Origin of the sequence: Zhongshania antarctica (assembly GCF_014202945.1) — a bacterium.
GTDB lineage: Bacteria > Pseudomonadota > Gammaproteobacteria > Pseudomonadales > Spongiibacteraceae > Spongiibacter > Spongiibacter antarcticus.
This window is the reverse complement of the sequence record NZ_JACHHW010000016.1, coordinates 21,707-37,262: the sequence shown is the minus strand read 5'-3', so window position 1 is coordinate 37,262 and position 15,556 is coordinate 21,707. Positions and strand designations below refer to the sequence as shown.

The following is a 15,556-nucleotide window of genomic DNA, read 5'->3' as shown; positions in this document are numbered from 1 at the left end:
GTCGGTCTTGTACGATTGCTCATTGATCACCTGTATCGTTATAGAGGTGATCATATCACCTCTAATCAGGTGGCCAAATTCACTATGCCACTACATTTGAAGGAGCGCAAGATTGATGGGATTTTGACTAGTAACGAAAAATCACCCGACCGTCTTGTGCTGCATGTCCTAAAAATGGAATCTCTACATACCATTGCAATCGTGCAAGCCATTTCCGCACTACAGAAAGCGACGGAAGTAAATCGCGCGGATTGGATTACTGAGGTCAAAACAGTACACCACCAGGGCGGCGCGCAAAGGGAGACTTTGCCTACGTGGGTCTTAATGCTAGTTCTGCTCGTCGGTTTTATTATTCTCCCAATGCAAGTTGCCGAAGAGAAAGAAAAGAAACTGCTGCTTGCTCTTCTCCAGACGCCCATTAATGAAATTCAGTGGCTCATTGCCAAATTGATCTTGGGTATAGTTCTGATTACGACTGCCGTCTTGATGCTTCATATATTGGGAGAATATGGCGCGGTACATCTTTTTGACTACATGCTTTTGTCCTTGTAGGAGCCTATTGTTTTAGCGCGTTTGGAATATTTCTGGGCTTTCTCTGTCGCAATCAGGCCAGCGCCAGAACCTTGGGTGTCGTCTTCTTCTTGCCCCACCTGCTACCGTCCGCAATGTCCGACGTCTCACAGAAGCTGACCACCATTGCGCCCTTATTACCGTCCTATCAATTGTTCCATCCCCTTCAATCCATACTTCTGGAGAATGGCAGAGCGGTTGATATGACTTTTGATTGGATCTATCTATTCCTGTTGGGATCGTTGATGCTTTACCTTGCGTATTTGTTAATGAAAAGACGTTGGCTGATGTGAGAGTTGACCACTTATTACAGCACGGGGTGGCTAGTATTTTATATCAAAAATGAAAAACTCAGGATTAATAATTACATTGGTTGTCGCTGCAGTATTATCGTTCACCGGAGCTAGTGGCGCGCATGCTGAAAATTAAGACCGCGCAAATATCGCTCGGAAATCTGAGTAAGATACGCTTCGTCATTGTTTAAAATACTCGTCCCGTCATTCCGCTATTATACACTGCGATAAAAACGACGATATTGTTTCGCTCTGTTAACTCTTACATGGTTCCTTCGTTTAATAACTTAAGGAGCAAGAATCGTTTAACTTGATCTTCGTTTACGTTCGTGACTGAAAAACGTTGAGCTTAAGAACACGCTTCACAGAAAGCACCATTATCATCACTTCGGTGATAGCAATAACGCGAACCTGAACACACTGCGGTAGAACCGACAATGGTACTGACAAGTTAACTTTCTGAGTTGCACTGAATGACACTGTAACAACTCAAGCTACAGCCCTTCTCCATTCTGCAAACGCACCGCCCCTAAGATTACAAAACCTTTCAGCTCGAATCAGATGACGACCAAGATTGAATACATTTGAAATCGCCGCATGAGCCGTCAAAAATTGTTGAGCCCGCCGAGCGGACTTGAATTTCCGCATACCCCGCTCCCTCATCCTAGTCGATTCGTGAGATTGCTCGGCGCGGTTACTCTCATATACTTTGGTACTTTGCAGCACCTCCGGTATCAATTCCCGATGAGTAACACCCTAGCTCCGCAATGTCTCTGTCACAATCTTCCTCGGCCCCTCACCATGGCGCTTCAATAATCGGCGAAAAAAGCGCTTAGCTGCCGCTCCATCCCTTTTTACCTGAAGGTAGACATCGACAACTTCGCCGTCTTGATCCACTGCTCGCCTAAGGTAATGCCGTTTCCCATTGATCGATATAAAAACTTCGTTAATGTAAAACGTATCGCCATAGCCCCGGTGATTCCGTCGCAATCAGCGTGTGTAAATAGCGTCGAATTTGATGCACCAGAGCCTGATAGCCACACAACTAACAATGATCCCGCTCTCGGCCAGTAAATCCTCTATATCGCGGTGACTCAAATTGAAACGATGATAAAGCCATACTGCATAAGCAATGATATCGCGGGGAAATCGGTGGCGTTTGTATATGTTCATACCCCTACATTAGCAGAAACTGCGAGTTAACTTGGCAATACCATCTAGTCAGATACAGCTCGACTTTCAATCAGCTTGACCCAGTGGTCAAATACTGCTGACTGACTAAGGATCAATTTAATACACACCAGCAAGGGTACTGCAATCAACACCCCGGCCACTCCCCAGAGCCAGCCCCAAAGCATCAACCACAGCATGATCACCAGCGGGTTCATTCGCATATTTCGCCCCAATACCGCGGGGGTGACAAGCTGTGACTCGACAAGATTGAGAATAAAAAAAGCCAACGCGGGCAACAGAGACGCCCCCACCAGGCCATATTGAGCCACTCCAGCCATGCCGAGAATTGCGAGGCTAAATATCGTGCCCACATAGGGCGCAAAATTAAACAGTGCCACCATCGCACCCCACAGGAGCGGGTCTTCAAGTCGGAATAGCCACAATGTGGTGGCCGTGGCCAGCCCTAGCCCGGTATTGATTAGACTGATGCATAGGATATAGCGAGATAGTTCTCGTTGAGTATCTTTTACTAATCTCGACCACGACACCTTGTCCTGAAACTGCGGCACAACCTCAAGAGCAGTTCGGTAGATACTCGGCCCATAAACCAAAAGGAAAACGGCCAAGATGATACATACTAGGAACTGTGCGAGTAATATCGGAGTTTCAGCTAAAACTTTCATGGCGATATCGAGTCCACCGAGTGCTAGTCGATCGGAGACTGCGGTGTTGGGTTCCGGCGGCGTGAGGGGCGGCACTTCGTCGTCAGTCCAACCAAAAAATCTTAATAGGCCAGTTTTCTTTTTCGTTTTCTGCTCAGCCTCGGACGCTAGTATTTTCTGGTTCGGGGGAGCCAGCACCTCGGCTATATTGGTGATTTGCTGATTCAACTTAGCGGATACCTCGGGAACGCGCTCAATCCACTTTTGCGCGGGTTCCACCAGCTGCATGCCAAGAAATGTGAATGGCCCGCCTATCGCGATTAGCAGTAATGCAGCGGAAAGGGAGCGGGGTATATAGATCCGGTGTAAAAAAGTGACCAGAGGACTGAGCAGCAACGCCAGCAAAAGCGCTATCACAATGGGTATCCACAGTGAGGATGCGAAATACAGGGTGTACATCCCTGCGAGAAAAAATAAGCCAGAACAATGCTTGCTCTTGAGGCTTTGTTTCAAATCGTCGCGACCCTCCTTTAAAGAAGTAGTCATAGTTTCCTCTGGATTGGGCTATTTTACTTGCAAAAGCAACTTACAAATTCTTGGTAGAAGAAGCTATTTTTTTTATAATTCGACGATCACTGCATTCCTCATTCGACTGATCACTGCTCTCCGTAGAGCGGCGACACGGAAACGTATAAACTGATAGTTAGACAATAAATATTTGAAGAGCGTGAAATACATTATTACCATCCCCGTCTGCAAGGCCTTCGGTGTCAATCTGGTGTCACTAGACACTCTTGAGAGAGCTTAGTTTCACCAGAAAACCGATAGCCGTCTGTACGTCACAGTACACTGGTGAGAATTTCTCCTCAATCAAGTCAATATTTTCAACTTAGCAGGCTAACGCGAAGTACTAATAATATACCCTGATCATAGGGTCCGTATTGTTTGAAGCGGACATCCGATAATCGAAGTCGATCGATCTTAAGCATTATCAGCGTCGGTCCTGCACGTGACGCATGAAAGAACAGATAACACCGGATCGGGGCCGCAAGAACGCCAAAGTCACCGATCGATACGTGCACGAAAATCCTTGGCTGGCGGTCGGCATATGCGTCGGCCTCGGCCTGTTGATTGGCACATGGTCTCGGTCAGTTTTGGCGCCACGCTTGTGTTGATGTCTGCGGCTTCGACCCTGTTTCACAGCATTCCTATAACCAGCACTAAACATGTTTTCCGGATCCTCGATCACTGCCTGATCTATGTACTAATCGCCGGCACGTACACAACACCATTCACGCTCGTAACCTTGCGCGGCCCTTGGGGTTGGAGCCTTTTTGGCACCGCCTGGGGTCTGGCCCTCATCGGTATCGTGTTCAAGGTGTCACCACCGGCCGCTTCGATAAACTCTCGCTCGCGGTATATTTGGTGATGGGCTGGTATGTGGTGGTGGCAATAAAGCCCTTGGTCGCCGCGTTGGCGCCGGGTGGGCTGTGGCAGCTGCTGGCCGTCGGGCTGAGCTACAGCGTCGTCACGATTTTTTACCGATGGCTAAGCCTGCGCTACCACCACGCCATCTGGCGCCTTTTTGTACTCGGTGGCAGCGTCTGCCACTATTTTGTAGTGTTGCTCTACGTGATGCCTGACACGGCATGAGCGAGCCCCACGCATTTACACCGCCTGTGGCCATCTGTACGCTGGCAGACAGACCCGTGCGTGCGGATCACACACACTTGGTTCGCGAAATATCCCTTTCCGAGTGGGTTCCACTGATGCTTCCTTCGTCCACAAAATTTTGAGTGACACAATGAATAGTGCTGGTTGGTTTTTACTGGTCGGTGGACTGATGCTCGCCATGGGGCTGACCGCCCCGCTGATCAAACGTTTTGCGGTAACGTCGGCGATGCTGTATCTGTCTGTGGGCCTGCTGGTGGGGCCAACCGGATTCGAGCTTTTCCATTTCAACCCGCTGCAACAATCTGCCCTGCTCGAAGTACTCACCGAGGTCGTGGTACTTATTTCGTTGTTTTCCGCCGGCGTAAAAATGCCGGTGCCGGTCACCTGGGCGCGCTGGAGTCAGCCCGTGCTACTGGCATTTGTGTCGATGACATTGAGTGTGGCGCTGGTGGCCGGATTTAGCCATTACGTTTTGGGATTGTCGCTGGGGGCGGCGGTGCTGATGGGCGCCATACTGGCGCCGACCGATCCGGTGCTGGCAACCGACGTGCAAATCCGGCATGCAGAGGATCGCGACCGGCTACGCTTTAGCCTGACCTGTGAGGCCGGCATGAATGACGGCAGCGCATTCCCCTTCGTTATGCTGGGTCTGGGCCTGCTTGGACTTCATGATCTGGGTAGTTTCGGCCAGCGCTGGTGGCTAATGGATGTGCTCTGGGCCACGAGCGCGGCGATCGCAGTCGGGTGGGGCGCGGGGTGGGGGCTCGCCCGCATCAGCGTTTACTTGCGCCGCAGCGGGCGGCACGTCGAGTTTCTGAATGATTTTCTGGGTCTGGGATTGATCGGCACGGTGTACGGCATTTGTCTGTGGATTAATGCATGGGGCTTTCTGGCAGTTTTCTTTGCGGCGGTGGCATTGCGGCAGACAGAACTAAAAGTCCCGGAAGTAAAGCCGGATCAATTACTGGAGATACGGGCTGATACGGAACCAGCGCATGTCAGTGCTGGCTCGCTGATCTTCAAGGAGCATCTGGAACGGCTATCCGAACTGGTGTTGATTCTGTTTGTCGGTGGCATGCTGTTTCTCGACTCCTGGAGCTGGCGAGCGACGGGGCTGGCATTATTCCTGTTTATCGTCGCCCGGCCCCTGAGCGTGATGGTGGGGTTGGCTGGCAGCGGCATCCCCTGGCGAATACGTGGCCTGACGGCCTGGTTCGGTGTGCGTGGCATCGGCTCGCTTTACTATCTCATGTACGCCATCGAGCACGGTATCGGCGACGAGCTGGCGATAGAGCTAATTCACCTGACACTTGTGGTGGTAGCCCTTTCGATTCTGTTACACGGCGTCAGCGTCAAGCCGATGATGCGAAAATTCTGGCACCGTTCCCAGCAATAAACCACGACTCTGGCCAATACATTGACGCCTGGCTGGCAGAACTCTATACGATTAATCTGGCGGCCCTAACAAATAAAGAGTAACCATTCGGGTTAATAATACTTCGCGGTTTCAAATCCGAAGTGCATCAAGGTTTAAGCTGCATTCGCAGCCCGGTAATCACCCATTAATTGATCTGGTGTTTTAAAACCTAAATCTTTTCTTGGGCGGGTATTTAGTCGGTTCACAGCTCTATCTACCTCTGCCTTAGACACCAACTTCAAATTTGTGCTTTTTGGAAAATACTGCCGTAGTAGCCCATTCGTATTTTCATTTAATCCGCGCTCCCACGAACTGTACGGATGTGCAAAATAAATATCCGTTGAGAGCGCCTTACTGATCTCAGCATGATAAGCAAACTCTTTCCCGTTGTCCGCCGTGATACTGTGAACCACATCTTTAAATGGCTTTAACAAACTGATCGTGGCTTTTGTGACAGCCGCAGCACTTTTGTTATCGACCTGCGCAGACAAGGTGAATTTGGTGACCCTCTCCACTATGGTGACCAGCGCACCGCTATAGCCTTTCCCTATCATTGTGTCTATTTCCCAGTCACCAATTCGGGATTTGTTGTCCACAGCCTCAGGGCGGTCATCAATGCTTACACGGTTCTTAATGTGTCCTCGTGTGGATTTGCCATTACGGCGCTTGTCGTATTTCTTGCCTTGACGTCGCAAGTACGTATACAAATCTCCGTTAGATCGCTTATCCGACCAAACATGCAGATAGATCGTCTCATGGCTAATCAGAAGCTCTAGATCATCAAGTAGCCACCCCGATATTTGCTCCGGACTCCATTCCTGCCGAAGCTTGGACTCAATCAGTGCGATCATAGCCAACGTCATTTTAGAGCGCCTAGCTGCCGCCTTACGACGTAAGGACGACTTAGCCTGAGCTTGTTTGTGCCGGTAACCTCGGCCACCTGTATTACGAGCTAACTCTCTACTGATTGTTGACTGACTTGTACCGACGTTCTTAGCGATCTCTCTTTGTGAACAACCTGTTTTATTTAGGGCTGATATCTGGCATCGTTGCTCATAAGTCAGCTGCTGGTAATAACTCATTGTGATTTCATCTCTTGCCGGAGAAAAAAATGATGAGCTTACCTTCAGCTGACCCTTTCTTCTACTGCATCAGATGATGCACTTCAGATTTGAAACCACGCTTGGATGGTTACTCTTTATTGGGAATAATGTGCTGTCCATTTGTTGGCGCCGGCTAGTAATTCTTACAGTGATTTTTATAGACCTTCGAGGTTATTATCGACCACTTCAACGGGGGTTCCGATAGCAATGAGCTGAGCATGTTGATTTGCATTTTATATTGACCTAGGAGGGATGCGGATGCAAATCAACAGAGGGCTATTTAAACGATGAAACACACTGAGAAGAAAATCATAGAAATCGATAACATTGTTGCTGTGAGCTGCGACGTATGTCGTATCACATATGATGATGTATGGACTTGGTGTCTATGTGATAACAATTCATTACGTTGTTGATGTCGATGACACACGAAATAGCTTGGGTATGTGCATCCTTAATACCGCCATCTGGAAATTTACCCGTAAAAATAAAGCCGAGTATTTGAATCTTTTCCTCTTCATTAAAACCCCATTCCCCTAAAATACGCAATGCAGCTTTCCCAGCAAAGCACAGCTCCATCATTGTATTATTTACAATATTGTCGAATTCATAACGCGGTATCATGATTGTCTCCACGAAAATTCCAACGTATTGGAATTTATTGGCAGCGCAAATAAGCCTGCATCGCTTAACAACCGTAGGGCAAATGATTTTAAAAAAGGGGGTTGCGATAGTGGCTTAACGTAGATAGAAGCGCGGGGGTTATTCTCCGCCTAATGTGCTGGTTCCCGGGCGAGAATGCCTAACTGATGGTGTGGCGTGTTGAATTGCACTCCATATTTACCCACTAGTTGCACGGAATAGTGATCCGCTATTACCCCCCCTTCTGAGCCTTGAAGTGGGTCAGAATAGCCAGCAAATATTGGCAATAATTGATTCAAAACTCAGTGAAATTACACAAACACTTGGAAAGGATGCCTCGACATCTAAGAATCACATAGACTCTACCCGGGCATTATTATCCCTAATCGACGTCATCATGACGCAAGCTATAAGCAACGCATATCTAACCGCCCAGCTATTGTTTACATCATTACTAAGTATCTGTGTTTTGGTAGTTGAGCGAGCTCTAATTTTTATGAATGCGGTGCCATATCGATGACGCTTTATTCTACCCACTCTTTTTAGCCGAACATCAGTTCTCGCCGTGTAATTTGAAAGCCCTTTCTTCCAGTACAAAATTTGCTCCTCAACCGGAATATCTGATAGAGAGGCTCCTGTAACATTAACCACAATATGGTATCCCGAACCAAGAGATAACAACCAGTTGATAAAACCAATGCCGACCTCAGCATTTGGAATATAGATATAGCCGTCACGCGCTCGGTGTCCGTTATGAAATACCAACAGTCGTTCACGAACTGTTACTAAGTCACTCGTCGTATCGAAATCCCGAAATATCTTCGAGAATACTGTCTCAGAAATTTTCTTATGCGCGTGCGACCGAGGTGGTGTAAGTGGAATTAGAGCTCTGTGTATTATGTTTTCTTTAAATATTTCCTTCTTGTCTTTAGCATACACAGACGGTCGCGTGTGCCTAAAATCATTTTTTTGGTTTTTACTTGGGATGTAAAGGAAATTGCGGTAGGAATCTAACAGTTTTCCGCATGAACCACCTTCCAGTCGAAAAATCCTATCGAGTTCATCTGGCGTCTTGCCATCCGCGAACACAAGTGCTTCTACCTCACTCAAACTGAGCCGGTCGAGTGTTCTCACCGCCGAAATTTGTATGCTAGGCTCACCATAAAGCGCCACTGTATCTTGAGAAAGGCGGCCAACCATTACTTTTGGGAAGCCTCTCACAAGCCATTCGCCATAGTCATTGCCGTAGCGCTCTTTCCACTTTCGGATGCGTGACTGCTTAATATTGAGGATGCTGAGAAAGGGTTCTAGCTGTTCTTCAGGAGCAACTCTTCCACTTAGATCCGCTCCCCACTCGAATTTCAAATTACAATAATGCTGCTGTATCAGCTCAATGCAGTGCAGATAGTCGGTTAACGTCGTGTATGGCGACTGGTGGCCCGTAAGCTGTGAAATAAAATACAGCCCAGTTCGCGTGTAGGTCGCATTCAATTCATCCATGATTTTTTCAAGGTGCTGTGGATGCGGCCAAGGTGGCGCCACGCCATGATAGGCTAGAAGCAGATTATTTGCGAAAGTATGACGTAGATGTTGGAAGCGGAGTTTTTGAACTCCCGTCACGGACCTCATCGCCTCATGGATTATCGGGTGCACAATGTTATCCATAAGTGGTGCCGATTCGTCACGCCCCTCTCTAAACAACATCGTTTTCGTGCTCGCATTGGTTGCGCGCCGGAACTGACAGAACTCTCGGAATGCAACTAGTTCTGACTCTGTCAGTAATAGGTGGAGCGGCAGAAGTCGACGGGAATCGTAGGCTTTGGTATCTACAAAGGCATTTTGCCTCACAATCAGGACGAGTTCAGCGCCATCAAAGCTAGAATCAGGCATTATGATATCCGCTAACTGTACAGAAAGCGCTTCACTAATGCGGAGTCCAGCGCGATAGCCGAGAACGAATATCCAATAACAGATCCGGATTAAACTGGAGTGGCCTGAAGAAATAATGGCTGCGCAAATTAACTCATATTCTTTTTCCGATATAATATTTGCGTCTGAGTTCCTTGCGATTAATCCGGTATCGTTACTGCCAAAATTTACTGCCGGAAAATTGCACTCCTCAACAAGAAACCGATGAAACCGAGCAAGTACCACCTGATTATACCGCTTTGATTTTTGAGTTTTTGTTTGCTCAATAATTTCATCGTAGGCTTTACTTAGCTCGAGCGCGCACTCTGGCTTGACGGCACTTCCGCCAATGGTTAAAAATAGTGGACGAGCTATAGCACTATGATAGCGATATATTGTACTTTGTTTGCGCTTCTCCCTATGCAACTGAATAGTCCATAGGCTGATTGCGTGAATAATTGGCGCCGCAGAGGCGGCTTCCTCCTCTATACTACTCAGTCTTTGGGTTAGCTCACTATGAGATAAGCGCCGCTCATTACGTCGCTTGTAAACCGCACTGCTTAAAGATTTTAAGATATCTGCGCTATCGTGCAGGCTGCTGATTTTGTCGAAATCTGGATTTATTGTAATTCGTTTAGCACCAAGCTCTACCGCAGAGCCGGATCCGTCCCCTGAACTAGCCAGAAGATTCCGCCCCCCGAGTAACAGCTGTCTCCAACGCTGCTCTGGAAGCGATGTACTAACGTGTCGACCACGTAAACTACCGACAAGGTACGGTGGAAATTGAAATCCAAAGGTTGTTCCAAGCATTGCAACCACTTTGGACAAACTCTTTTTCTCAGCACCAAACAACTTACACATTGCCTGCCACGACCGTTGTGTATATTGCTGTGCTTCTTTAGCATTTTTAACTTTAGGATGACCAAAAAAACTAATGTGTCGGAGAAGCAACGCCAGACTTGACGGGCTGAGAATCCACCGCCACCGAATTAAGTTGTCTGTATCTTTTTCTCTTCCCCCTTCTTCGTCCTGATCAAAAAACGTAATCCAAGTCATTCCCTTGCCGATACACAGAGTGTCGACAAACAGCGGGAGACTGTTGAGGTATTTTTGATTCAGAATGGCGTCGCGTGTTAAGGCGCTGTATAGCACTAGCCCCCAGCTTGCGTGCTCTTCGTCGCTTTTCCCCGCCAGAGTCTCGTTCTGGATTTCACTGCCAAAATCAAGAAGCGATAGTCGTGACTCAATATCGGCCTGCCAGGCTCGGAATTCATTCATGCTTGAGAACGAATCAACTGTAAACGGACTGGCCTCTCTTTTAAGGAGGCGAATAGGCGACAGGGGGCTGACTTTCCAGCCCAGCTGCTGCTTACCTCTTTCAAGACTGGATGCCAGAAAATTTATCTGGTCTCGCACATCGTATATTGATGTTCCCTCGCCTTTATTAATCGCTGACACCCATTTTTCCACTAGAGCATCACGGACAACCACGTCATGATCGCCGCTTAGAAGACTTGGAAGGTCAGCTGCAATCATCTCTAGCACTTGTTCTTGTCGGCGACGTTTACTCTTTAATCTATTATATGTTCGGGCCGCTGCACCACCTGTCGCTTTCTCGGGCTCGACCAACTTCCACCCAGACCATAGCTCCGTAATATTAGGCATTGGCGAATCCGGTTTGTGGAGTCCACCCAGCCTCAATACGTAGGCTTTCTAGGAAAGGTGATATCTGAGAAACCATTTCCAAAGGGCTCATCGAAGAGTATCGACCAAATGGTTCCTGACCAATTTGCCAATGGCCCAAATAGGCGTTGACGTACTCGGCGTGGCAACCAAGGATGCGGAGTCTCGGTCGCAGGTAGTGGCGCCCAATATTGATTGGAAGTGTGTAACCTTCAATCTGTTGCCGAAGGCTTTCCGGTGTCAGGCGCTGGGTCGTACGATCCTCTTGGATAAAAAACAAGAGTGGAATAGCTACTGTGTGCTCCCGGAGCAATTGATGGATGTGAAGCCAGGCCTGTGTGCCCGGAAGTAGCTTTGTCTGCATGACTTCTAGGTGCTTCATATAAAGGTCAATCTGTTGCAATAATTTGGGAGGTAGCCACACAACCCTTGAATTAGATTGGTAGTCGTCATCCTTATCAGAAATCACAAGCAAACCGGACGTCCAATCAATCTCTTGAATTCTGAATATCAAGTCATTGACTGCACGATAGCCCGTACAAAACAGTATCCAGAATGAAATGTATGTTGCTAATGCATTGTGAACAGCTGTTACTCCTGGCTGCCGTCGCTTTGCCATAGCGAGTTCATGCTTGAAGTGTTGAACCATTGTTTTTACTAGCAAGGGCTTCACATTAAGCTTGCTACCGTGATCCGTAACATTTGAGTGAGCTTGTTCAAAATCATATAAATTCCGAATATCTAACCCTAAATAGGGTGCAAGCCGGCTCCTCAAGGAATCGACGGCCGCGTGATATAAAGTTTGCAGATCATCTCCGCTTATTGAGTAGTAGTGGGAGGCAACCTCTGTAATCGTAAACACATGCCCAGTCAGTAACGATGCATCCACCCAGTCAGTAGAGAGCGCCGTGATTTCATCAAATAAGGTTTGGCTAATTCTAAGTGGAGTGAGACGCACATCATTTTGGCGATTACACGCCGACAAGACCTTACGCAAACGAGCTTCGAGAGTACTGTGCAGCCACGAGGGGAAGAAGTACTTCGCGCGGCCAGCTCCTGAATCACTGTATTTTCTTTCGATGAGCTTGGCTATTCGCTGAAAACGAATTGGGCTGGACACGATGATGCGGTGATCTGATGAGGTCGTTGAAGCGCCGCCTACGCGCTCAAGTAAATAGCGATCATTCTCACTGAGCTTGCGCTTCCACTCCGGTGAGCGTATCGGTAAAACAAATACGTCTTCTTCCGCAATATAGGCAATGTCATCGATCGTTTTTGGCAGCTCATTCAGCTGCCGATAAAAACGCATCTCAAGTAGCTGCTGAAGTGGACGTCCTAGCCATAATAGTAGTTGGATAAGCGCGGCGACGTACTCATCCAGCTCAGACTCATTTGAGCTAGACGTATTTCCTTCTATAATTTCGTTTGATTGTGCACTTTGGATAAGCTTCATGGGGAGCGCAGCTGCAATCGCTAACTCTGTCTCTGTCAATTGCTGGTAGCGAAATGGCAGGCGCTGATTCAAACTGCTCAGGTGCTGAATCTGACTAGTTTGCCGTCTAGCATGATCTCGGAGGTTGAAATTCGCGGTGGGGCTGGCTTTCGAGTACCGAACACCGATTGCTCGCAAATCTTCCACTTCACCTGGATGCAATCCCAACGCGCGCGCCCGATTTTTTGTTTCAGGATCGGCTTGAGACTGATAGATGTGTAGTTCCGATAGCGGACCTTCGGGATTAGGATCATCCACATCAGCTCGCTCAACACGCCGAACAACGCTACCCACGGCATGTCGACCGGATACAAAACGGGTCTTCCCCAATTTCTCTTCAATTTTTCGGACAAGGAGCTCAACACCAGACCAGCTGGGAAAGACATCTTCAGGGAGTTCTTTTAGCTCCCGCAGGTAATCGGAAAGAGACCAGTTTTTCGATATTTCGAATATGGCCGAAGCTGGTGTTTTACCCGTGGCGAGCTTGCGCAAAACAAGACACCCTACTTCTATTTCCGAACCAAGCTTTTCGTGGCGCCTGCGCTGCAGAATCGAGCAGTACAGGGCGATATAGAGATGCCTGAAGTAGTCGCGCTGTTGTCGAATAGGGTTTGAGCGGCCGATTATCAGCATCGCCCACTCCGGGTGTTCCTTTATAATACCTCGGGACTCAGCAGAATCGTCTATCCAGCTAGGGTCCGGCGTAAAGCTGCTACTGGCCCCCGGTTCCAGCGCAACCAGTAGCCGATCTATGTCATCAGTTGAGAATATGTCTGCATCATGACCGTCAAACAGAGAAAAGTGGAGCCCTTGTCCTGCTTGAATTGTGGCTTGTAGATTGAGGAGCACTAGTCGAAGTCTTGTTAGCGACGCCGGAGCACGCAAGGTGTCGAACAATAATTTCAGGCGCTGCTCGTCAATTTGTGTTTCAAGCGCTAAACGAGAAATGCTATTGGCTTCACTCATCTAACTATTGCTCCACTCGATATCGTTAGGGGCTCGTTGCTGCGACTACATTCCCAAGTTTTTGGTTTAGTTCAGCGTGAGTGATGAAGTGGCAGACTTTTACAATTCATTAATAGCGTCCTGTGCCTTTGATATGCGTTCAATAATCGCTTGAAAGCTGTCAGGACGTTGCAAAAACATCCGTCCTTGAATAGCATCCTCGTGATCTTTGGCAATGCCAGCCAGGCGTCTGGCTGCCGGAATAAGCTTCAATCCGCCCGTGCGCGCCTGCTCATAATCGACGCCCTTCTCGGCCCAACGCTGCTTTTTCATTTCAATGACGGCGTCTCTAGCGTCAACGCTGGTGAAAGGGTTCGCTATTGATTTTTGTAACATGCAGTCAACGTCATACCAATGCCTAGCAAGGCGATGTGTATTAGGCTCTTTTTCCATTGTGGAGAATTGATGAAGCGCCGTTAGCTTTTCCCAGAGAATGAAGGACGGGTGATAGGCATGCACCTTAGCCTGAGGAAAGGTCAGCGAAGATAGCGCTTTAACTTCAGACAAGTAGCAATCTACCGTATGAATAACCGTGGGCTGGCCACGATTCCGACCACCGAACTCTAGGAGTACATAGTCCAGATGATACTGGCTATCACTAGGGCTCACGCGGGGAAAATGGACTTCGATCTTCTCTCCACTGGAGTCGGGCAATAGCGACGCCCCAAGCCCCTCAATATTGTATGCGGCAAGCCGCTGATTGAGGCGCTGAACAAACTCTCGAGACCAGTCGGTAAGGCGGTCGGTTTGATGCTGCCTAAACTTTTTCTGCTGGCTGGGGTTGCGTGTGGTTCGATCCCAAGCGGCGGCTTCGTCTTCGATGCCCGCCAAGTCGGCCCAGTGGATTGATAAATCGATATCCTCGGAAAAACGATCTATTGCTTTCCAGCATTTACTCAGCGCTGTCCCGCCCTTGAACGCTACTGCAAATTCCCCTAGCAGTTTCTCGTCGTACAGCAATCGGAGTATTTCTGTGACCCAGAGATCTTTTTCTAGGAAAAAGTCAGGCAAACCATCTGGGTGCTGCTGCGCTCCCAGTGACAATAATTCCTCTAGCTCCTTTCGCGTATCAGGGTGTTGGTAGTACTCAAGGATGTGCATTAGTTAACCTGCCCAAGCTGCTCGAGCTTGGCTTGCCAGCCATTAAGCAATGGCAAAGCGCAAAGCTTTTTGACGGCTAATCTCTCTTCTGTCGGAGTCAGAGAAAGCCGCCTCATGGCCTGCTCCAGCTCAAATACCTCGATTGATTCAGGAGGGGTGACCAAAAGCCCTCGTAGCAACGCCCCTTCCGGAGCGTTTTGCCATCGCAACTTCTGGCTAGAAATACGTCGAATCTCAACGACCTGATTGCCAACACGAAACTCCCGTGAAGGACCATTACTCCAAAACACCTTTTTCATGGGTGCCTGTGACTGAAAGCCCAAACGGTAAGCGGCCTCCTGCCCTTGACTAACCAGTTTATAGCCATGCTCTCTAGCCCAAGCTTTAGCAACATTTTCAGCGCTAGTGGTGGTTTTTATCGAAGGCATGCTCACCATTGGCTTTGGGCGAACATAAAACCCTTTCGAGACCCTTTCCAGCACACCGTCTTTAGTAAGCCGACTGAGCGCTTTTTGTACAGACGTGTGACTACCCAGCGCGTAAAACCCCGTAATGGCAAAGGGCACGCCTCGTTTAATGTGACCGATTCGCAGGGCGACTTTCATTGCCACTGACATGGTAACCATTCTCCTGACATAAAATTTATACGTAGCTTCATTGTATCCCACTAATATAGGGCTATTCCAGAGTATTTATGTCAGGATAATTTTCGTTACAAGATAGTATATAATAACATTTAAGTATTTTAGCTATATTCGGCTCAATGAAAACAAAATACGCACAGGATTCGTGAAAACCTAATATAAATCAATAATTTAAAGTATGACGCTCCA

At 48.1% G+C, this 15,556-nt stretch carries 11 protein-coding genes and 2 pseudogenes; 5 read left to right on the top strand and 8 right to left on the bottom strand.

Translation table 11 applies throughout. The annotated features are described in order from the left end of the window. Nucleotides 1–552 (top strand): ABC transporter permease (locus HNQ57_RS17320; protein ID WP_184465133.1); only part of this gene is annotated, 552 nt, incomplete at its 5' end. Between the two features lie 26 nt (nt 553–578). Then, complete coding sequence (locus tag HNQ57_RS18285; protein ID WP_226968301.1) at nt 579–863, top strand: hypothetical protein; 285 nt, start codon at nt 579–581, stop codon at nt 861–863. Between the two features lie 489 nt (nt 864–1,352). Here the strand turns inward: HNQ57_RS18285 and HNQ57_RS17310 are convergent. Both HNQ57_RS17310 and HNQ57_RS17305 read right to left on the bottom strand, forming a co-directional pair. Continuing rightward, a pseudogene (locus HNQ57_RS17310) lies at nt 1,353–2,036 on the bottom strand (IS6 family transposase). A 44-nt stretch (nt 2,037–2,080) separates the two neighbouring features. Further along, complete coding sequence (locus HNQ57_RS17305; protein WP_184465131.1) at nt 2,081–3,244, bottom strand: AI-2E family transporter; 1,164 nt, start codon at nt 3,242–3,244, stop codon at nt 2,081–2,083. A gap of 470 nt (nt 3,245–3,714) precedes the next feature. Between HNQ57_RS17305 and HNQ57_RS18280 the strand changes: the two genes are divergently transcribed. The 3 genes and pseudogenes from HNQ57_RS18280 (at nt 3,715) to HNQ57_RS17285 (ending at nt 5,768) form a co-directional block, all read left to right on the top strand. Beyond that, nucleotides 3,715–3,873: an ElaB/YgaM/YqjD family protein gene (locus HNQ57_RS18280; RefSeq protein WP_184465129.1), complete on the top strand. Its 159-nt coding sequence runs from the start codon at nt 3,715–3,717 to the stop codon at nt 3,871–3,873. After that, nucleotides 3,807–4,351 (top strand): annotated as a pseudogene (gene trhA, locus HNQ57_RS18275) (PAQR family membrane homeostasis protein TrhA). The gene HNQ57_RS18280 and the pseudogene trhA overlap by 67 nt, the downstream one beginning before the upstream one ends. 151 nt (nt 4,352–4,502) lie before the next feature. Further along, nucleotides 4,503–5,768 (top strand): cation:proton antiporter, encoded by a 1,266-nt coding sequence (locus tag HNQ57_RS17285; RefSeq protein WP_184465123.1) that lies wholly within the window; start codon nt 4,503–4,505, stop codon nt 5,766–5,768. 134 nt (nt 5,769–5,902) lie between these two features. Here HNQ57_RS17285 and HNQ57_RS17280 read toward each other — a convergent pair whose 3' ends face one another. The 6 genes from HNQ57_RS17280 to HNQ57_RS17255 form a co-directional block, all read right to left on the bottom strand. Then, complete coding sequence (locus HNQ57_RS17280) at nt 5,903–6,871, bottom strand: IS30 family transposase (protein ID WP_184465121.1); 969 nt, start codon at nt 6,869–6,871, stop codon at nt 5,903–5,905. A 378-nt stretch (nt 6,872–7,249) separates the two neighbouring features. After that, a complete protein-coding gene (locus HNQ57_RS17275) occupies nt 7,250–7,516 on the bottom strand; it encodes a hypothetical protein (RefSeq protein ID WP_184465119.1) in 267 nt (88 codons plus the stop codon). Nucleotides 7,517–7,885: 369 nt separating this feature from the next. After that, on the bottom strand, nt 7,886–11,107 hold the full coding sequence (locus HNQ57_RS17270; RefSeq protein WP_184465117.1) for a site-specific integrase: 3,222 nt from the start codon (nt 11,105–11,107) through the stop codon (nt 7,886–7,888). Next, nucleotides 11,100–13,583 (bottom strand): site-specific integrase, encoded by a 2,484-nt coding sequence (locus tag HNQ57_RS17265; RefSeq protein WP_184465116.1) that lies wholly within the window; start codon nt 13,581–13,583, stop codon nt 11,100–11,102. The genes HNQ57_RS17270 and HNQ57_RS17265 overlap by 8 nt, the downstream gene beginning before the upstream one ends. Before the next feature lie 99 nt (nt 13,584–13,682). After that, nucleotides 13,683–14,723: a nucleotidyl transferase AbiEii/AbiGii toxin family protein gene (locus tag HNQ57_RS17260; RefSeq protein ID WP_184465114.1), complete on the bottom strand. Its 1,041-nt coding sequence runs from the start codon at nt 14,721–14,723 to the stop codon at nt 13,683–13,685. Then, on the bottom strand, nt 14,723–15,340 hold the full coding sequence (locus HNQ57_RS17255; protein WP_184465112.1) for a DUF6088 family protein: 618 nt from the start codon (nt 15,338–15,340) through the stop codon (nt 14,723–14,725). The genes HNQ57_RS17260 and HNQ57_RS17255 overlap by 1 nt, the downstream gene beginning before the upstream one ends. Nucleotides 15,341–15,556: the final 216 nt, after the last annotated feature.

Bases quoted from the DNA above. Each gene is read 5' to 3' on its own strand.
- HNQ57_RS17305 (WP_184465131.1), bottom strand. From the start codon at position 3,244: ATGACTACTTCTTTAAAGGAGGGTCGCGACGATTTGAAACAAAGCCTC.
- HNQ57_RS17260 (WP_184465114.1), bottom strand. From the start codon at position 14,723: ATGCACATCCTTGAGTACTACCAACACCCTGATACGCGAAAGGAGCTA.
- HNQ57_RS17270 (WP_184465117.1), bottom strand. From the start codon at position 11,107: ATGCCTAATATTACGGAGCTATGGTCTGGGTGGAAGTTGGTCGAGCCC.
- HNQ57_RS17280 (WP_184465121.1), bottom strand. From the start codon at position 6,871: ATGAGTTATTACCAGCAGCTGACTTATGAGCAACGATGCCAGATATCA.
- HNQ57_RS17265 (WP_184465116.1), bottom strand. From the start codon at position 13,583: ATGAGTGAAGCCAATAGCATTTCTCGTTTAGCGCTTGAAACACAAATT.
- HNQ57_RS18280 (WP_184465129.1), top strand. From the start codon at position 3,715: ATGAAAGAACAGATAACACCGGATCGGGGCCGCAAGAACGCCAAAGTC.
- HNQ57_RS17285 (WP_184465123.1), top strand. From the start codon at position 4,503: ATGAATAGTGCTGGTTGGTTTTTACTGGTCGGTGGACTGATGCTCGCC.
- HNQ57_RS17255 (WP_184465112.1), bottom strand. From the start codon at position 15,340: ATGTCAGTGGCAATGAAAGTCGCCCTGCGAATCGGTCACATTAAACGA.
- HNQ57_RS17275 (WP_184465119.1), bottom strand. From the start codon at position 7,516: ATGATACCGCGTTATGAATTCGACAATATTGTAAATAATACAATGATG.